This is a genomic window from Sphingopyxis sp. LARHCG72 (genome assembly GCF_052871675.1).
In genome coordinates this window covers 185465-203676 of sequence record NZ_JBIXJU010000008.1, presented here as the reverse complement: position 1 = coordinate 203676, position 18212 = coordinate 185465, and the positions used below count along the sequence as shown (strand labels likewise).

Below are 18212 nucleotides of genomic sequence, written 5' to 3'. Positions count from 1 at the left end.
AACAGGTCGAGCGCACCCTCTCCGACAAGGTCAGCATGTGCAACTACTGGGCCAACCGCCTCTGCTGCGAAGCCGCCGACCGCGCGATGCAGGTCCATGGCGGCATCGGATACTCGCGCCACAAACCCTTCGAGCACATCTATCGCCACCACCGCAGATACCGCATCACCGAAGGCGCCGAAGAAATCCAGATGCGCAAGGTCGCCGCTTACCTGTTCGGGTTCCTGGGGACGCGGCGCGAGACGTTGGGCAAGATCTGATCGGGATGGACTCTTCTCTTCCGCTTGCGGCATGATCGGCGCGAAGCACGAAGAGGAGAGAGCCATGGCCGAAGCCGATCGCGCAAGGGACGCGACGTCGTTCCGGATTTTCAGGGGAGCCGACGCGCCCGACCTCAACGAAACCGACAAGATGACGCTCGCCGGGCTGACCCCGATCGTCGAGGCGGGCATCGGCCGCTGGGTCCAGGCCGGCGTGGACGAGGGGAACATCACGAAAGTCCTGTTCTCGCTCCCGCATATGAGCCTGACCTATGCCTGGTTCAAAAGCGGCTTCGCCCTGCCGCTGCACAGCCACGACGCCGACTGCCTCTATTATATCGTCGCGGGCTCGTTGAAGCTCGGCACCGAGGAGCTGGGCGCGGGCGACGGATTCTTCGTCGGCAGCGACGTGCCGTACACGTACAAGCCCGGCCCCGATGGCGTCGAGGTGCTCGAATTCCGGACGGTCGAAAGCTTCGACATGAAATTTCAGGGCCGCACCGAAGCCTATTGGGACAAGGTGGTCGCGGGGATGGATGCGGCGCGGCCCGCCTGGAGTACGGAAGCGCCGCCTTCTGCGCGCGCCTAGCGTTTGCGGACAAACTCCGCGCGCAGCACCAGTCCCTTGATACCGTCGTGGCGGCAGTCGATTTCCTGCGCATCGCCGGTCAGGCGGATCGACTTGATGACAGTGCCGACCTTCAGCGTCTGCCCCGCGCCCTTAACGGTCAGATCCTTGACCAGCACGACCGAGTCGCCGTCGGCGAGCAGGTTGCCGACTGCGTCGCGTACTTCGGGACCTGCGGCCGCGGCGGCGTCGCGCGCGGCGATATCGCCGGCGGACATCCATTCCCCGCTTGCCTCGTCATAGACATAGTCTTCGTCGTCGCTGCTCATCTCTTATCCCGGTTTGCGAAAGCGCAGCGTGAACTGGTCGGTCTTGCCGCGAATCTTGTCGTCGAAGACATTGGCGCTACGCGGATCGGCGGGGCGGCGATAGAGGTCGCTTTCGGCTTCGAGCTTGAAACCCGCCTTGGTCAGCGCCGCGACGACCGCATCCTTGTCGATCCGGTGGAGGCTGTCGGACAAGGTCGTGCCGCTGCCTTTCGCCGCGCTATGGTCGACCACGACCAGCGTGCCGCCGGGCTTGAGCGCCGCGAACAGCGCCGCGCTCGCCTTGTCCCCCGTCTCCGCAGGGAAGGGCTTGAGGTACAGGTCGTGGAAATTCTGCACCGTGATGATCGTGTCGAGCGGTTCGGGAAAGGCGGGCGCCGCGAACGGCCCGGCGACGGCGTCGACATTGACATAGGCGGCGTCGACCGCGGCCTGATCGTCGCCATATTGCTTCTTGAACGCGATGAATTCGGCGGGCTGGAAACCATAGACCTTACCCGACGGGCCGACCGCCGCGGCGAGCAGGCGGGTGACATAACCGCCGCCCATTACATAATCGCCGACCTTCTGCCCGGGCTTGATCTGCGCGAAGGCGAGCAGCTCGGCGGGCTTGCGCGCCGCGTCGCGGGACCGGTCGGCGGCGGGCCGTGCCGGATCGGCTAGCGCAGCCTTGTAGCTGGGGGCGGCCGACTCTTTGGCAGCGAGCGGGGTCGCCGAAACGGCGAGCATCAGGGCGAGGGTAAGCGGGCGGATCATGGTAGCGACTCCCATGCTGTTGATGAAGTCATCATAGCGGTTTACCGCACGCCCCGCGCGCATATTTGCATCTCGCGATTTTGATGATAGGTTTCTTCGTGAAACTAAAAAATCTGGCCAAAAGCTTGGGAGAGCGGAGATGCATGATCTGGTGATTCGCGGCGGCACCGTCGTCGATGGTTCGGGCGGAGCGCCCTTTGTCGCCGATGTTGCGATCGATGGCGACCGCATCGTCGCGGTCGGCGAAAACCTCGGCGCGGCGCGCGAAGAAATCGACGCGAGCGGCAAGATCGTCACTCCCGGCTTCGTCGACGTCCACACCCATTATGACGGGCAGGCGACATGGGATGCCGAAATGGCGCCGTCGAGCTGGCACGGCGTCACCACCGTCGTGATGGGCAATTGCGGCGTCGGCTTCGCGCCCGCCAAGCCCGACCGTCACGACTGGCTGATTTCGCTGATGGAGGGTGTCGAGGATATTCCCGGCACTGCGCTCGCCGAAGGCATGTCGTGGGATTGGGAGACCTTCCCCGAATATATGGACGCGCTCGAACGGCTGCCGCGCACGGTCGATGTCGCGTGCCACGTGCCGCACGGTGCGGTTCGGGCTTATGTGCTCGGCGACCGCGAAAAGCCGGGCGCGATCCCCACCGACGCGGACATCGCCGAAATGTCGCGCATCGTCGAGGAAGGCGTGCGTGCAGGCGCATTGGGCTTCTCGACCAGCCGCACGGTGCTGCACAAGTCGATCGACGGCGAACTCGTTCCCGGCACGACCGCGACCGCCGAGGAACTGATCGCGATCGGCCGCGCGATGGGGCGCGTCGGGTACGGCGTGTTCGAAATGGCGAGCGACATGAAACGCGAGTGGAACGAGTTCCAGTGGATGGGTGACCTCAGCCGCGAAACCGGGCTGCCGGTGACCTTCGCGGCGCTGCAGTCGATCGCCAAGGAACTGCCGCTCGAGGAGCAGATTTCGGAGATGCGCAAGCAGAATGCGACCGGCGCGAACATCGTCGCGCAGATCGCGTTGCGCGGCAATGGCGTGATCATGGCGTGGCAGGGGACGGTGCATCCGTTCCGCTTCAAGCCCGCGTGGAACGAGATCATCGACCTGCCGTGGGAGCAGCAGCTCGCGAAGCTGAAAGACCCGGCGTTCAAGGCGCGGATGATCGAAGAGGACAATATCTGGCCCGAAAGTGACATCATCGACTTCCTCAAGGTCGTCGCCCTCGGCTGGCCGGTGCAGTTCGAAATGGACCCCGACTTCAACTATGAGCCGAAGATGGATGAGAGCATCGCGGGCCGCGCCGCGGCGGCGGGCGTCTCGCCGGCCGAATATGCCTATGACCTGCTGATGAAGGACGACGGCAAGGGCTTCATCTATTTCCCGATTTTGAACTATCGCGACGGCAACCTCAATTTCCTCGAGGATTTGCAGGCGTCGGACGACACGGTGAACAGCCTCTCGGACGGCGGCGCCCATTGCGGTACGATCTGCGACGCCGCTTCGCCGACCTTCATGCTGCAGCACTGGGTGCGCGACCGCAAAGGCCATCGCATCGCGCTCGAACATGCGGTCAAGCGCCAGTGCCGCGATACGGCGCTGCTTTATGGCCTCGAAGATCGCGGCGTACTTGCGCCGGGCTATCTCGCCGATCTCAACGTCATCGACATGGACGCGATCAAGCTCGGCAAGCCGTGGCTCGCGTTCGACTTGCCCGCGGGCGGCAAACGCCTGCTGCAAAAGGCCGACGGCTATGTCGCGACGGTGAAGTCGGGGGTGGTGACCTTCCGCGACGGCGCGATGCAGGGGCCCACGCCGGGCGGCGTGATCCGCGGTCCGCAGCGCGTCGAAATGGCGATGGCGGCGGAGTAATCCGCCGCCTCGCGCGTCACCGCCCCAGCAAATCCGAAGGCAAAGTCGGTTCGCTGACGATCTTCGCCATACGCCGCCACATTTCGTCGCGCGACGGTTTGCCGCGTTCGACCCACGCGCGGACCATCGTCTCGCCGAGGCCGTAGTTGATCACATAGCTGCGATACTCGTCGGTGAAGCTCACGGACTGTTCGGCGCGCTTCGCCGAGACGAGCAGATATTTCTGCGTCAGCGCGATGGCAGTCGGGCGATCGATTTCGCCGTCGAGATATTGCTGTGCGATTGTCAGGCGTGCACCCGACGCGCGCTTGATCGCGGCGAGCAGCTGCCAGTAACGATCGTCCGACGGCACCTCGATCTCGGCGATCGGCATCAGCACATCGCGCTCGGTGTCGGCCTTGCTGCTTTCGGGAAAGGCGAGGTCGATACCATAATTCGCGCTGCCCTCGGCGATCAGGCTCTGCGGGCTGTAGAGCGGATAGACGCTGAACTCGCTCCAGCCGCGCTCTTTCACGAGCTTTTCCTCGAGCTTCATGTTGAGGAGGTGATGACCGGGGTAGCCTTCGTGGCAGCCGAGGTCGAGCGCGCGCGACAGGCGGATTGGCAGGTCGGTGTTGACCTGGATCAGGCTGTGATAGCCGCCCTGATAATAATTATAGCCGCTCCAGCTTTTGCCGGTGACGAATTCGAGCCGGAAGCTCTCACCTTCGGGCATCGGGATATGCGCCATGCTGCGTCCGCGGCAACGCGCGATCGCGGCGTCGAAGGTCTTTTGCAGCCGCTCCTTGGGGATGGTGAAGGCGTCGAGATAGGCCTCGACGCGGTCCGGGAGGGCGCCGTTGCCGGGGACGAGCGCCTCGATCTTCGCGAGTTCGGGGTCGTAGCTCGCGAGCGGTTTCAGCCGCGGCCGCACGCCGAACAGCCGCTCGGCTTCGTCGGCGAAGGCGAAGCGCGTGCCCTGCATCATCATCAGCCGCGTTTCGGCGGCGCGAAGCTGCGCGCGCAGGAAAGTTGCGCGGCGGCGTTCGAGCGGGTCGGGGATGCGCCGCGCCGCGAGGTCGATCTGTGCCATCAGCTCGCGCGTCGCGGCGAGCAATACAGCCTTGTCGCGCGGTGCGGCCTCGGCGGCTGTCTTGAGTTCGGGCGGGCCGTAATAGGCGTCGATATAGCCCGCCTCGTGCGTCCCGATTTCGAGCGTCAGGCGCAGATAGGAGGCCGCAATCTCGTCGAACGCCTTGGTCGAGGCGGCGGTGCGGCGCACGTCGAGCGTGGCGACCCCGAGCTTCGGCGGCGTTTTGGTTTCGCTTGCGGCACAGCCCGACAGGGCGGCAAGCATCGACAGGATGACGAATTTGCGCATCAGTCCGCCATAGCGCGCGTTTCGGAGGTGTCACGCACATCGCCATCGGCGGCGATCTCGGCATCGGACGCGCTTTCGACCGCCCCATGTTCGGGATGTGGCGGCGCGAAGCGGAGCACCGCAAAGCCCGTGAGCGCCGCAGCGAGCGATCCCATCAGGATGCCGATCTTCGCCTCCTCGACCAGCAGTGCATTACCCGGGAAGGCGAGGCCGCCGATGAACAGGCTCATCGTGAAGCCGATGCCGCACAGCATCGCGACGCCATAGATTTGCAGCCATGTCGCCCCGCGCAATTTGCCCGCGATGCCGAGCTTGACCGACAGCCAGACGCTACCGAAAATGCCGATCTGCTTGCCGAGGAACAGCCCCGCCGCGATGCCGAGCGGCAGTGGCGCGAACAACTGGTCGATCCCGAGGCCCCGGATGTCGACCCCGGCATTGGCGAAGCCGAACAGCGGCACGATCGCAAAAGCGACCCACGGATGGAGGCCATGTTCGAGCCGGTGGAGCGGCGAGGTCGCGCTGTCGGGCGCGCCCGGCGTGCGGTCGAACGGGATCGCCATCGCCGCGAGCACCCCGGCGATCGTCGCGTGCACCCCCGACAACAGCATCGCGTACCAGAGGAAAGCGAACATCAGCAGGTAGAGCGGCAGGCTCCGCACGCGCATTCGGCCCATCACGAACATGATGCCCAGGATTACCGCGGCGGCGGCGAGCGCGACGAGGTTGATCTTGGCTGTGTAGAACAGCGCGATGATCGCGATCGCGCCCATGTCGTCGACGATCGCGACGGTGACGAGGAACAGCTTGAGCGACGTCGGCGCGCGCTTGCCGAGCAGCGCGAGCACCCCCATCGCAAAGGCGATGTCGGTCGCGGCGGGGATCGCCCACCCCTGCGCGAGACCGGGCGTCCCACCGGCAAAACCCAAATAGAGGATAGCAGGGACTGCCATCCCCGCCGCCGCCGCGATAAAGGGCAGCCGCCGCCGGTCCCAGCTCGCGAGTCGCCCATCGACGAACTCGCGTTTGATCTCCAGCCCGACGAGCAGGAAGAAAATCGCCATCAACCCGTCGTTGATCCAAAGATGCACTGTCATCGGCCCGAGCTTGTCGGTCAGGACGGGGCCGGTTTCGGCATGAATCGCGTCGTGATACAGCGTCCCGAGCGGCGAATTGGCGACAATCATCGCCAAAATGGCTGCGAAAATGAGCAGCATGCCGCCCGCGCTTTCGCTTTCGAGAAAATCGCGTAACGCGGAGCGGGGCGGAAAATCGCGGCTCATGGGTGAAGTGATTCCTTGGTTCGTTCCGGGACGGCGAAGTTAACTAACGAGGGCTACCCCGCTTTACAAATTCACGTCGGTCATTAGCACTGTCGGCTTGGATGACGTCATGTCACCGGTGGGGGCGGGCTAGCAGGGTGAAGCTATCGACCGCATGGCTGGAATGGCTGGTGCTCGGGGCTGGCCACGAACTGATGCTGTTCGCGTCGGTCGGGATCCTGCTGATCGGGCTCGACGACCTCCTGTTCGACGCTTTTTGGCTGGCGACGCGCCGCCGCGGCCGCGCTGGCCCCGATACGCCGCCGCTCGACGGCCGGTTTGCTGTCTTCATACCCGCGTGGGACGAGGCCGCTGTGCTGCCTGCGATGCTGCGCCGTACGCTCGCCGCGTGGGACGGAGAGGATGTCCGCATCTATGTCGGCTGCTATCCCAATGATGCCGCAACGCTCCTTGCCATATCGCCGCTGGTCGCTCGCGACCGGCGGGTGCGGCTCGTCATTGGAGGCCGCGACGGACCGACGACCAAGGGCGATAACCTCAATCGGCTGTGGGCGGCGCTGGGCGAGGACGAGCGAGCGGAGGGCATGCGCTTCGCCGCCGTCGTCCTCCATGATGCCGAAGATCATGTCCATCCCGGCGAGCTCGCACTGTATCGCCGCTACCTTGGCGAAAATGCGATGGTGCAGATCCCGGTGGTGCCGCTCGTTGCGCGCGGTTCGCGCTGGATCGGCGGGCATTATGGCGACGAATTTGCCGAAGCGCACGGCAAGGAGCTGGTCGTTCGCTCACGCCTCGGCATGCCGTTGCCTTCGGCGGGGGTCGGCTGCGCGCTCACGCGCACCGCGCTGGCGCTGCTGGCGATCGAGCGCGGCGGCGATCCCTTTCGCTGCGACAGCCTGACCGAGGATTATGAGGTCGGCATGGTGATCGGTGCCTATGGTCTCGGCGCGCGCTTCGTCGAAGCGACCGGGCCGGCGGGCGACCGGATCGTGTCGCGCGGCACCTTTCCCGGCGTAGTCGATGCCGCGGTGAAGCAGAAGGCGCGCTGGGTCGCCGGGATCGCGCTGGCGGGCTGGGATCATCTTGGCTGGCCGGGATCGCGGCAGGTCGGGGACAGGCTTTCTTCCGGTCGCGACTGGCTCGCGCGCTGGATGCTCTGGCGCGATCGCCGCGCGCCGCTCGCGGCGCTTGTCCTGCTCGCCGCTTATGCCGGGCTGATCGTCATAGCGATTGGCTGGGCGGGGCAGGAATTCCTGGGCTGGACGGCACCGTCGCTCGGCGATGCCATGCGGTTGCTGCTGGCGTTCAACGCGATGCTGCTCGGCTGGCGCATGGCGATCCGCGCCCATTTTACGGCGCGCTGGTACGGCTGGCGCGAAGCGGCGCTGGCGCTACCGCGCGCCTTTGTCGCCAATGTGATCGCGATGCTCGCCGCACGGCGCGCGGTCGTGCTCTACTGGCGGATGCTGCGGTCGGGTGAGGTCGTCTGGGACAAGACCGAGCATGCGGACAACGAGGGCGCCCCCGGCGACGCGCTCGCACGGGCGGTGGTGCGATGATGGTGCGCCGCGCCGACGCGCGCCGCGATGCGCCGGCACTGCGCTTCCTGCTGCTGTGCGTCGGCGGCTGGATTGTCCTGCGGGTCATGATGCTGTGGAATCCCGCCTTGTCGTTGCCCCCCGATGCGCCGACGGCACCATGGATGCCGCCTTCGTCCTTTGCGGTCAGTACCGCCGATATGCAGGGCCGGCCTCAAATATCTGGAGCGCGGGCGGTGGCGGCGGCGCGACCGGTCGCGATTTCGGAGCCGCCTTCCATAATGGCCGGCGTGCCTGCGCCGGTCGATGACGAAGCCGTCTCGGGCGGCTTGGGTGCCGACCGTCATAGCCTTCGCCTCGCGCTGATGGCGCGGCTGTTGCCGCCGGCGCCCGGCGGCGCAACGCGTGCGGCCGTCGGAACCGGCAGCGCCTTCTTCCCCTTTGCCCCTGCGGCGCGGGCGGAGCCGGGGCAGGGCAAGCCCTTCTGGATCCGGCGACAGCTTTCGAGCTGGTCGCTCGGCAGCTGGTTCTATCTGCGCGAGGGGTCGGGCAATGCACCCGACGCGATCGGCGCGGCGAGCCAGCTTGGCGGGAGTCAGGCCGGGCTGCGCCTCGCCTATGGTTTCGGCGAGACGGGCCGGACGCGTGCCTATGGCCGCGCGACGATCGCGGTCCAGCGGCCCGGGCAGCGCGAGATCGCGTTCGGCCTCGCCTTTGCGCCGCTCGCGCGCCTGCCGGTCGACGTCGCGATCGAACAGCGCGTCGCTGCCGGGAGGGAGGGGCGCACCGCGCTCGCCGTCATGGCGAGCGGCGGGGTGTCCGAAGTTGCATTGCCCGTCGGTTTCCGGCTCGACGCCTATGCGCAGGCGGGCGTGGTCGGGACGCGGCGGCGCGACGGATTTGCCGACGGTGCGATTGTCGTCGATCGCCGCCTTGGGCTTGATGAAACCACACCGCTGCGGATCGGCGCGCTGGCCGCGGGGGCGGTGCAGCCAGGTACGGCACGCGTCGACGTGGGTCCGCGGCTGACGCTGCGCCTTCCGCAAGTCGGCGAGGGCGGCCGCATCGCGCTCGACTGGCGCCAGCGGATCGCGGGCGATGCGCGTCCCGAAAGCGGGCTTGCCTTGACCCTCGCCGCCGACTTCTGATCGAGCGCGAAATAAGGCACGACAGCCGATTCCCCACCCCGGAAAAATGGTCTAGGGTCCTTGGAATCGGCGCGCATCCGGCGCCGCGGACGTTCGTCGGAGCCCATGGACCTTTACCTCCCAGTCGCCAATCTGTCGGTCAACGCGCTGGTTATCGTGCTGCTCGGCGGCGGGGTCGGTTTCCTGTCGGGGATGTTCGGCGTCGGCGGCGGCTTCCTGACCACGCCTTTGCTCATCTTTTATGGCATCCCGCCGACGGTCGCCGCAGCATCGGCGGCGACGCAGGTGACGGGCGCGAGCGTGTCGGGGGTGATGGCGCATCTCGAGCGCGGCGGTGTTGACCTGCGTATGGGCGGCGTGCTCGTCGCGGGCGGCTTGCTCGGTTCGCTGATCGGCGCGGGGCTGTTCGAACTGCTCACCGCGTGGGGGCAGATCGATACGGTGATCAACATCCTCTACGTCGCGCTGCTCGGCATCGTCGGCACGTTCATGGGGCGCGAGGCGTGGGGAAGCTACCGCGCGGTAAAGGCCGGACTGCCAGCGCCCGCGCGCAAGCGCCGCCACCATCCGATGGTCGCCAACCTGCCGATGCGCTGGCGCTTCTATCGTTCGGGCCTCTATATCTCGCCGCTCGCGCCGCTGCTGCTCGGCCTGGTCGGGGGTGTGCTGACGATGCTGCTCGGCGTTGGCGGCGGCTTCATCATGGTGCCCGCGATGCTCTACCTGCTCGGAATGGGGACGCAGGTCGTCGTCGGCACGTCGCTGTTCCAGATATTGTTCGTGACGATCGCGACGACGATGGTCCACGCGCTGACCACCGGCGCGGTCGATATCGTGCTCGCGGGGCTACTGCTGCTCGGCAGCGTGATCGGGGCACAAGTCGGCGCGCGCTTCGCGCAAAAGGTGAAGCCCGAATATCTGCGCATGGCGCTTGCCGCGATCGTGCTGCTCGTCGCGCTGCGCATGGGGGTCGACCTCTTCATCCGCCCCGAAGAAATCTACACGGTGCAATGACGCGCGGCACCGCCTTGATCCTTTGGGCGGCGGCGCTGTTCCTGCCCGCGACGGCGCACGCGGCCGACCCGCGGCTCGTTCCCGACGTGTCGAGCCGCGCGATCGACATCCAGTACAGCTTTACCGGTGAGGAATTGCTGCTGTTCGGCGCGATCCTCTATCCCGGCCAGCGCCTGCCTGACGACCGCGCCGACATCGTCGTCGTGCTGAAGGGGCCGGTGCGTCCGATCATCCTGCGCGAAAAGCAGCGCGTCGCGGGTATCTGGGTCAATGCGAACAGTCTGCGGCTGCGGACGTCGCCCGGTTTCTACGCGATCGGATCGTCGCGGCCGATCGACAAGCTGGTCGACGAGCGGACGGCGGCGATTTTCGAACTCGGCCTCGCGAACCTGTCGATGTCTCCGAGCGGCTTTTCCGAAGCGAAAAAACTCGAACGTTTCGAGGCGGGACTCAGCGATCTCTATCGCCGGATCGGGTTGTTTTATGAAAATCCCTCTGCGGTGGAGATCACCGAAGGCGTGCTTTATCGCGCACGCATCCCCGTTCCGGCGCGCGTTCCCGTCGGCACCTATCGCGCCGAAACCTACCTGATCAGCCGCGGCCGCGTGCTCGCGGTCGCCTCGCGCGACGTCCAGATCCGCAAGGCGGGCTTCGAACGCTTCGTCGCGCTCGCGGCGCAGCGCCACGGCTTTCTTTACGGCCTGTCCGCGGTGCTGCTCTCGCTCGTGCTCGGATATGGGGCTTCGGCTATATTTCGTCGCCGTTAAAAGGGGCCGGTCGGCCTTAAGTTCACAGCCTATTTACCCTCGTCTGCGATACCGGTGTCGGGGACCATGATAGAGGCGGGGACGAATTGATGGACATGCAGGGCGGATTCAGCGCCGGGGATTCGACGGCGGCACAACATGTCCGGCTTGCCGGCGGCGGCGTCGCGGCACCCGTCGCGCCGGCGATCAACCATCATCGCGACGACCTGATGATCGGCGAAGTGATCGATATTTCGGGTTCTGCCTCGCGCATCCTGCTCGACGCGGCGACGATCGCAAAGCTCGCTACGTCCACCGACGCTGCGGTGGCGATGGCCGGCCAGGTCGGCGCGCAGGTCAAGGTTCGCGTCGGCAATGTCTGGCTGATCGGCAGCATTCGCGACCAGCAATTGCACGAACGCGGCGAAGGGCTGATCGTCGCGACGATCGACTTCCTCGGCGAAGGCGACGAGGAAAAGATCACTGGCCGCATCCATAATTTCCGGCGCGGCGTCACCCGTTACCCGATCCCGGGCAGCCAGGTCTTCGCCGCGACCAGCGCCGACCTGAAGCAGATATACGCCGCCGACGAGCGCGCGCATGTCGAAGTCGGCACCGTCTATCCGACCAAGGATATTCGCGGATCGCTCTATATCGATGCGATGCTGGGCAAGCATTTCGCGCTGCTTGGGTCGACCGGCACGGGCAAATCGACCAGCGCCGCACTGATCCTGCACAAGATTTGCGAGATGGCGCCGCAGGGCCACATCCTGATGATCGACCCGCACGGCGAATATTCGGCGGCGTTCAAGGGGATCGGCGCGCTGTTCGACGTCGACAATCTCGCGATGCCCTATTGGCTGATGAATTTCGAGGAACATTGCGAAGTGTTCGTGACGAGCGAAGGCCGCGACCGGCAGAGCGACTGCGACGTGCTCGCCAAATGCCTTCTCCAGGCGCGCCAGAAGAGCCGACTTGCCGAAGGCATGACCAAGCTCACGGTCGATTCGCCGATCCCCTATCTCCTGTCGGACCTGCTCAGCATCCTGACGAACGAGATGGGCAAGCTCGACAAGGCGACGTCGAGCGCGCCGTTCATGCGCATCAAGGGGAAGATCGAGGAAATGCGCGCTGACCCGCGCTATAATTTCATGTTCTCGGGCATGCTCGTCGCCGACACGATGGCGAATTTCATCGGCAAGATTTTCCGCCTGCCGTCGGACGGCCGGCCGATCTCGATCATCGACGTGTCGGGTGTCCCTTCGGACATCACCAGCGTCGTCGTCGCGGTGCTGTCGCGCCTGACCTTCGACTATGCGATCTGGTCGCGCGGCGAACCGCAGCGCCCGATCCTGCTCGTTTGCGAGGAAGCGCACCGCTATATCCCGGCCAAGGACATCGGGCAGGGGCAGGCGGTCCGCAAGGTGCTCGAACGTATCGCGAAGGAAGGCCGTAAATATGGCGTGTCGCTGGGTCTGATCACCCAGCGTCCGTCGGACTTGGCCGAAGGCGTGCTGTCGCAGTGCGGCACGATCATTTCGATGCGCCTCAACAACGAGCGCGACCAGCATTTCGTGAAGGCGGCGATGCCCGAAGGCGCGCGCGGCTTCATCGATTCGATCCCCGCGCTGCGCAACCGCGAGTGCATCGTCTGCGGCGAAGGCGTGTCGATCCCGATCCGCGTCTATCTCGACACGCTCGAAGAGGAAAAGCGGCCGGCGTCGAGCGACCCGCTCTTCTCCAAGCTGTGGCGTGAAACCGGCGGCGAGGCCGAAATCCTTGAGCGCGTCGTCAAGCGCTGGCGCAGCCAGGGACGGTAATTTTCTCCGCCTGACGGCGAAGGCGGTACCGGCCCGCTGCCCACGGCCTCAGGCGGCTGGGGGGAGCGGACCGGTGCCGCGTCTGGCGTTAGCCAGGCAAGAATATCAGCTCTTCGGCGGTTCCCACAATTCGATCGGATTGCCTTCGGGATCGTGCACCCGCGCAAAGCGGCCGACCGCGGGATCGTCCCACTCATCCTTGGTAATCACCTCGTCCCCCGCGTCGCGGAACGGGGCGAGCACTGCGTCGAGGTCGTCGACCCGCAGGTTCAGCATATGCTGCTTGTCGGCGGCGAAATAGTCGGTGTCGGCCTTGAACGCGCTGAACACCACCGGACCGGCGGTGACGTTCCACACCCATTCGTTGACCGGCCCCGTATCGTCAGCGTTGCAGCCGGCGCCGATGCCCAGTCGCTCGCGATACCAGGCGTTGAGCGCGTCGGGGTCGCGCGCCCGGAAAAACAGTCCGCCGATGCCTTTGACATGTCCCATAGAGACCTCCCGTCGTGAGGCGGGCAGCCTAGGCCGAAACCGTCAGCGTTTCCACTCTCCGCTGCCGCGGAACTCTTCGCGAACCTGCCCCGACTGGTTGAGCCGCGGATCGGCATAGGTCGGTGCGGCGGGGGCGGCGACGGGTGGCGGGACCACAGGGGCTGCGGGAGCCATGGTGCCCGGCAGCGGCGCGGCCGCCACATCGGGCAGCGGCGCAGCGGGACCGGCTAGCATCGGCGCGGGGCCGGCGCCGGGGGCGAGCCCCTGGCCCTTCAGGATCGCCAGTTGCTGCGCGAGCGGCAGATAGGGACCCGGAACGGGTTCGCGGCCCAGATAGGGCGCGCGGAACGCGTCGGGCATCCCCCAGCGCCCGCGCCAGCGGTGAAAGATGTGCGCGCCGACGATGTTGGTCATCACGAGGCTCTTGCCCCAGCGCGGCCAGATTGCCTGCGTGTGATAATGCGTTGCGAGGCCGACCTTGGGGAAGACATAGCCGCCGAGCGCCGCCGATGCGATGCGGCTGGCGCGCAGCCAGTTGGGCTTGCTTGGGCTCCGCGCCATCGCGCCGTCGCAGCTGAAGGTGAACTGGCACACGCCCGCGCGCTGCGATCCCTGGAAGACGACGCCGCACACGGTATTCGGAAAGCTCGGGTGACGGACGCGGTTAATCACCGTCTGCGCGACGCCGCGCATCCCGTCGTCGGTCTCGGACGCCGCTTCGTAATAGATGGCGGCGGTCAGGCAATAATGCGCCCGTTCGCTGTCGAGCGCGGTCACGCCGCGAAAAACATAGGGCTTTGCGGGCGGTCCGACAAAGGCTTCCTCGCGTAATAGCGCGGGGTCGGCGGGGGGGAGGGCGGCGGCATCGCCATACCCGACGCTGTCGGGATTGGGCAGCGTCGGGTCGATCTTCAGCGCCGCCTCATAATCTTCGGCATTCATGATCGCCCAGCGCGCGGGATCATAGGTCCGGAAATTGAGCGGCACCGAGACGCTATATGGGCCGAACACCGCGGGCGGCCGCAATTGCCCGCTCGACAAGAGCAGTGCGAAGCAAGCCACGACGACGACCGCAATGATCGCCGCCCAAAAGGTGCGCCCCGGCCCAGCCGGTTTTTCCGGTGCCGGGTCGCGCCAGCTCGGGCGGGCGCTCAGATTCAGTTCGGGCTTCATGCGTATATCAAATTCCGTCGCGTCCCCCGCGCGCGATTCGCGCAGAGGGCATCGCGGCCCATCCTATACGCTGAAACGCCAACAAAATGTTTCACCATCTATGCGATCGCCCGCGGCGGGCGGCGTTAGCCGTTTGTTGAGGGGCGCATGCCAGACTGGCGCCATGACCGGTTCCGCTATCCCGTCCTATCGGCGCAGCGCGCGGACCGACTGGCGAATGTGGTTGCTGCTCTCCGTCGGCCTGATCTTTTTCGGGACGGCATCGGCGATCGATCCGGCCGAAAATTGCAGCGAGGATGGCCGCGAATGCGCCCCATGGCTCGTGCCGCTGGCGGGGGGATTCGGTGCGCTTATCGCGCTCGGCGCCGGACTCAACATGCTCGCCAATCCGAACCGCGGCAGCCTGCTCGACCCCGCGACGGGCGATCTCGTCTGGTGGCAGGGGCGCATCGGGGCCGCGGGCGGCGACGAAGGGCGCATCCACCCCTCGCGCATCGGCAGGCTTCGCATCGTCCGGCAGGACGAAAGCGACGACGCGGTGCATCTTTATGACCTTGAGGGCAATCGGCTGTTCTGGTTCAGCGAAGAGGTGATTCCCTGGCCCTATGATCGCTGGGCCGAACGACTGGCGGCGCACTGGCCGCACATCGAAATCGAACGGATCGACTAGGCGAGGCGGATCAGGCTGCGCTGGCGGCCGGCGGCCCCTTACGCAGCGGGCGGACGAAATATCCCGGCATGCCGCGGCGGGCGCGATAGTCGTCGATGCGCCGGGCATAATGGCCGGGCAGGTCGAAAACCGGGGGAGGGGTGCCTGCCCGTCTGGCCTGGCCCGCGGCGATCAGCGCCATCTGGTGATGATAGAAGAGCTCGTTCATGTCCATGAGGTGTTCCTTTGGCTTGCGCGAGCATGGGCGTGATGGCCCGGCGGACGCCCGAAGGACGCCCGCCGGATTTTCATCATGCAGGCTGGAGATTGACCGCCGAGGTCTTCCCGCGCTGGTCGGTTTCCAATTCATAGGAAACGCGCTGTTCCTTGTTCAGCGTCGCCATTCCGGCGCGCTCGACGGCGCTGATGTGGACGAAGCTGTCGCCCGAGCCATCTTCGTTGGCGATGAAACCATAGCCCTTGTCGCTGTTGAAGAATTTTACGGTGCCGATGGGCATGAGGTGTTTCCTTTCACGAAAACAGGAATATCCACCGGCAAAAGCACCGGCGGAGCTGGCAGCGTGTGAAGGGAAGTATCCGCCGATCGGCATCAAAATTCCGTCGCAGGCGACGTTAGCGAAAATACATTATGGTTATTTCATCAAAAAGTCAAGTTTTTTGGCAGTTTTTGACAGTGATGCTCAGTCGCGAAGGGAATTATTGGGCGATTTTACGAGTATGGCCGATATGATCACGGCACGACCTCCTAGCGTATTTCGACGGTCAGATGCTCGATCGCTTGCACCGGCGCGACGCGCTGGCAGATTGTTTCGCGCGTCGCTCCGACCGCGCTGATGATCGCCGAATGCGCACCCGGTCCGACGCGCCAGACATGGAGATCGGTGATCGTGGCGTCGCCCGGTCCTTCGACCCGCGCGCGGATCTCCGTCTCGAGCGCCGCGTCGGTCGCATCGAGCAACACCGCGCCGGTGTCGCGCATCAGCGAAACCGCCCAGACGGTGATGACGATCGACCCGACGATCCCCATCAGCGGATCAAGCCACACCCAGCCGAGATAGCGGCCGCCGAGTAGCGCAGCGATCGCGAGCACCGAGGTCAGCGCGTCGGCGACGACATGCAGATAGGCCGAACGAAGATTATTGTCGCGCTCGCCATGATGGGGAGGGGTGTGGTCATGCGCATGTGCGTCGCCGTGATGGTGATCATGGCCGTGGTCATGCCCATGGTCATGCCCATGGTCGTGCCCATGTCCGAGCAGCAGCGCGCTGACGATGTTCACGCCCAGCCCGATCACCGCGATGATCGTCGCTTCGGTAAAGGCGACGGGGCGCGGGTCGAGCAGCCGCGTCACCGATTCGAACGCGATGCCCAGCGCCACGATGCCGAGCACGAGTGCCGAGGCAAAACCGGCGAGGTCGCCGACCTTGCCGGTGCCGAAGCTGTAGCGGCGGCCATAGGCATGGCGTTTCGCATAGGCATAGGCGATCGCCGCGATGCCGAGCGCGCCCGCGTGGGTTGCCATGTGAAAGCCGTCGGCGAGCAGTGCCATCGAGTTGAACGCGAGCCCCGCGGCGATCTCGCCGACCATCATCACGGCGGTCAGCGCGACGACCCACAGCGTGCGGCGCGCATTCTCGTCGTGCCGCTTGCCGAGGAAGACATGGTCGTGGGTCAGCGCGTCGAGCTGGTTATCGAAGGACATGGTTGCTGCCTATCCGATGGAAAAGATCAACAGCCGTCGCCGATTTCCTTCCCACCTTCAAGGGCGCAAAGCTTATCTATCTTCCCTTGCGCGTCCGCCATGCTATTCATCGCGCCACGGGCCATGCGGACGCCCGTCCAGACGGCTTGCTGTCCAAGTTCCGCTCCAATATGCCGCACTTGCGGCAAGGAGCGCGCTTGCCATGACGAATTTCGAGCCTTCCCCGCCGCCGCTTTCACTCCTCCAGCTCTTCCTGCGCTTTCTCCGCTTCGGCTTCTTCGCTTTCGGCGGCCCGGTCGCGCAGATCGCGATGGTGAAGCAGGCGCTGGTCGAGGAGGAGCGCTGGATCAGTCCCGCACGCTTCAACCGGCTGCTCGCAGTGATGCAGGTTCTGCCGGGGCCGGAGGCGCACGAACTGTGCGTCCACCTCGGCATGGTTGCACGCGGACGGATCGGCGGGCTGCTCGCAGGCCTGGGATTCATGTTGCCCGGCTTCGTGCTGATGCTCGGCGCGGCGTGGCTCTACAAGGACTGGATCGTCGGCAATCCGGCAATGGCGCCAGTCTTCCTCGGCGTACAGATCGCGGTGCTCGCTATCATCCTGCGCGCCGTGCAGCGCATCGGGGCGCATATCCTCGAGGACAAATTGCTCTGGCTGCTCGCCGCGGCGGCGCTCGGCGCGACGCTCGCGGGGGTGCCATTCTGGATTCCGCTGATCGCGGCGGGGTTGATCTACAGCTTTGCCGCGCGGCCCGTCGTGGCAGCCGCGGCGTTCGTCGCGGCGGCGCTGCTGGCGTTTGTCGTTTCGGATGCGGCTCCGGCGGTGACCGTTGCCGCGGCCGCGAGCGAGGCGGGTATCGCCGCGCTGTTCATCGCGGGGCTGAAGGGCGGGCTGCTTACGTTTGGCGGCGCCTATACGGCGATACCCTATGTTCGCACCGATACGGTGGGGCGCGGCTGGCTGTCCGATGCGAGCTTCCTCGACGGGGTCGCGCTCGCGGGGATGCTGCCCGCGCCGCTGGTCATCTTCGCAACCTTCGCCGGCTATGTCGCGGGCGGCTTTCCGGGCGCGGTCGCGATCACTGTCGGCATGTTCCTGCCCGCCTTCGCCTTTTCGATGATCTTCTTCGAACGGCTGGAGGCGGTGGTCGAGAATCCGGCGTTGCACCGCATACTCGGCGGCGTCGCCGCGGCCGTGGTCGGGGTGATCGCGGCGACCTTGCTCCAGCTCGGCTGGGCGACGGCGCTGCGCGTGTCGAACCCGGCGGCGGGGCTTGTTGTCTTCGTTGCGGCGGTCGCGGTCGTGATGCTGGCCAAGGGAAAATGGGTCGCGCCCGCGCTGGTAATCGGCGCGGGCTTCGCAGGATGGCTCTTGCATCCCTGACCCCGCATTCCCCCTTGCCGACTCACCCGCCAAAGCCTATATGCGCCCTACTTCTTGACATGGTTAGCCAGTTGGGACGTCGGGGCCGCGGGC

At 65.8% G+C, this 18212-nt stretch carries 19 protein-coding genes; 10 read left to right on the top strand and 9 right to left on the bottom strand.

All coding sequences use genetic code 11. The annotated features are described in order from the left end of the window. Positions 1 to 260, top strand: a 260-nt coding sequence (locus ACIPPQ_RS18075) for an acyl-CoA dehydrogenase family protein (protein WP_446545447.1), incomplete at its 5' end; no start/stop codon positions are given. Between the two features lie 64 nt (positions 261 to 324). After that, the gene (locus ACIPPQ_RS18070; RefSeq protein WP_446545446.1) at positions 325 to 849 is read left to right on the top strand and encodes a cupin domain-containing protein; all 525 of its coding nucleotides are present in this window, start codon (positions 325 to 327) and stop codon (positions 847 to 849) included. Here ACIPPQ_RS18070 and ACIPPQ_RS18065 read toward each other — a convergent pair. Both ACIPPQ_RS18065 and ACIPPQ_RS18060 read right to left on the bottom strand, forming a co-directional pair. Then, positions 846 to 1157, bottom strand: a complete 312-nt coding sequence (locus ACIPPQ_RS18065) for an alkylphosphonate utilization protein (RefSeq protein WP_446545445.1) — start codon at positions 1155 to 1157, stop codon at positions 846 to 848. The two genes, ACIPPQ_RS18070 and ACIPPQ_RS18065, sit on opposite strands and share 4 nt — an antisense overlap. Positions 1158 to 1160: 3 nt before the next feature. Continuing rightward, positions 1161 to 1910 carry a class I SAM-dependent methyltransferase gene (locus ACIPPQ_RS18060; protein WP_446545444.1) on the bottom strand — a complete coding sequence of 250 codons (750 nt, stop codon included), beginning with the start codon at positions 1908 to 1910 and terminating at the stop codon, positions 1161 to 1163. Positions 1911 to 2049: 139 nt separating this feature from the next. Between ACIPPQ_RS18060 and ACIPPQ_RS18055 the strand changes: the two genes are divergently transcribed. Further along, entirely contained in the window at positions 2050 to 3789 is a 1740-nt protein-coding gene (locus ACIPPQ_RS18055; RefSeq protein ID WP_446545443.1) for an N-acyl-D-amino-acid deacylase family protein, read from the top strand. Positions 3790 to 3805: 16 nt separating this feature from the next. On the opposite strand, the gene ACIPPQ_RS18050 is transcribed toward ACIPPQ_RS18055, so the two are convergent. Together ACIPPQ_RS18050 and nhaA are read right to left on the bottom strand one after the other, a co-directional pair. Then, on the bottom strand, positions 3806 to 5149 hold the full coding sequence (locus ACIPPQ_RS18050) for a hypothetical protein (protein ID WP_446545442.1): 1344 nt from the start codon (positions 5147 to 5149) through the stop codon (positions 3806 to 3808). Beyond that, a complete protein-coding gene (nhaA, locus tag ACIPPQ_RS18045; protein WP_446545441.1) occupies positions 5149 to 6432 on the bottom strand; it encodes a Na+/H+ antiporter NhaA in 1284 nt (427 codons plus the stop codon). Before nhaA ends, ACIPPQ_RS18050 begins: the two co-directional genes overlap by 1 nt. A gap of 137 nt (positions 6433 to 6569) precedes the next feature. On the opposite strand from nhaA, the gene ACIPPQ_RS18040 reads away from it, so the two are divergent. The 5 genes from ACIPPQ_RS18040 to ACIPPQ_RS18020 all read left to right on the top strand — a co-directional run bounded on the left by ACIPPQ_RS18040 (position 6570) and on the right by ACIPPQ_RS18020 (position 12698). Then, on the top strand, positions 6570 to 7991 hold the full coding sequence (locus ACIPPQ_RS18040) for a glycosyl transferase family protein (RefSeq protein WP_446545440.1): 1422 nt from the start codon (positions 6570 to 6572) through the stop codon (positions 7989 to 7991). After that, on the top strand, positions 7988 to 9118 hold the full coding sequence (locus ACIPPQ_RS18035; protein ID WP_446545439.1) for a hypothetical protein: 1131 nt from the start codon (positions 7988 to 7990) through the stop codon (positions 9116 to 9118). The genes ACIPPQ_RS18040 and ACIPPQ_RS18035 overlap by 4 nt, the downstream gene beginning before the upstream one ends. Positions 9119 to 9223: 105 nt before the next feature. Further along, positions 9224 to 10132 (top strand): sulfite exporter TauE/SafE family protein, encoded by a 909-nt coding sequence (locus ACIPPQ_RS18030; RefSeq protein ID WP_327455701.1) that lies wholly within the window; start codon positions 9224 to 9226, stop codon positions 10130 to 10132. Then, the gene (locus ACIPPQ_RS18025) at positions 10129 to 10899 is read left to right on the top strand and encodes a TIGR02186 family protein (protein WP_446545438.1); all 771 of its coding nucleotides are present in this window, start codon (positions 10129 to 10131) and stop codon (positions 10897 to 10899) included. The genes ACIPPQ_RS18030 and ACIPPQ_RS18025 overlap by 4 nt, the downstream gene beginning before the upstream one ends. Positions 10900 to 10988: 89 nt before the next feature. Continuing rightward, positions 10989 to 12698, top strand: a complete 1710-nt coding sequence (locus ACIPPQ_RS18020) for an ATP-binding protein (RefSeq protein ID WP_414713291.1) — start codon at positions 10989 to 10991, stop codon at positions 12696 to 12698. A gap of 105 nt (positions 12699 to 12803) precedes the next feature. Here ACIPPQ_RS18020 and ACIPPQ_RS18015 read toward each other — a convergent pair whose 3' ends face one another. After that, positions 12804 to 13190, bottom strand: a complete 387-nt coding sequence (locus ACIPPQ_RS18015; RefSeq protein WP_446545437.1) for a VOC family protein — start codon at positions 13188 to 13190, stop codon at positions 12804 to 12806. A gap of 42 nt (positions 13191 to 13232) precedes the next feature. Next, the gene (locus ACIPPQ_RS18010; RefSeq protein WP_446545436.1) at positions 13233 to 14363 is read right to left on the bottom strand and encodes a cell wall hydrolase; all 1131 of its coding nucleotides are present in this window, start codon (positions 14361 to 14363) and stop codon (positions 13233 to 13235) included. Between the two features lie 163 nt (positions 14364 to 14526). Between ACIPPQ_RS18010 and ACIPPQ_RS18005 the strand changes: the two genes are divergently transcribed. Then, a complete protein-coding gene (locus ACIPPQ_RS18005) occupies positions 14527 to 15033 on the top strand; it encodes a hypothetical protein (protein WP_446545435.1) in 507 nt (168 codons plus the stop codon). Between the two features lie 10 nt (positions 15034 to 15043). Here the strand turns inward: ACIPPQ_RS18005 and ACIPPQ_RS18000 are convergent, their stop codons facing one another. From ACIPPQ_RS18000 to dmeF, 3 genes are all read right to left on the bottom strand, one after another. Next, positions 15044 to 15247 carry a hypothetical protein gene (locus tag ACIPPQ_RS18000; RefSeq protein WP_446545434.1) on the bottom strand — a complete coding sequence of 68 codons (204 nt, stop codon included), beginning with the start codon at positions 15245 to 15247 and terminating at the stop codon, positions 15044 to 15046. Between the two features lie 76 nt (positions 15248 to 15323). Next, complete coding sequence (locus ACIPPQ_RS17995; RefSeq protein WP_037514749.1) at positions 15324 to 15530, bottom strand: cold-shock protein; 207 nt, start codon at positions 15528 to 15530, stop codon at positions 15324 to 15326. A gap of 248 nt (positions 15531 to 15778) precedes the next feature. Next, complete coding sequence (gene dmeF / locus ACIPPQ_RS17990) at positions 15779 to 16735, bottom strand: CDF family Co(II)/Ni(II) efflux transporter DmeF (protein ID WP_446545433.1); 957 nt, start codon at positions 16733 to 16735, stop codon at positions 15779 to 15781. A 202-nt stretch (positions 16736 to 16937) separates the two neighbouring features. On the opposite strand from dmeF, the gene chrA reads away from it, so the two are divergent. Next, positions 16938 to 18119 (top strand): chromate efflux transporter, encoded by a 1182-nt coding sequence (chrA, locus tag ACIPPQ_RS17985; protein WP_446545432.1) that lies wholly within the window; start codon positions 16938 to 16940, stop codon positions 18117 to 18119. Positions 18120 to 18212: the final 93 nt, after the last annotated feature.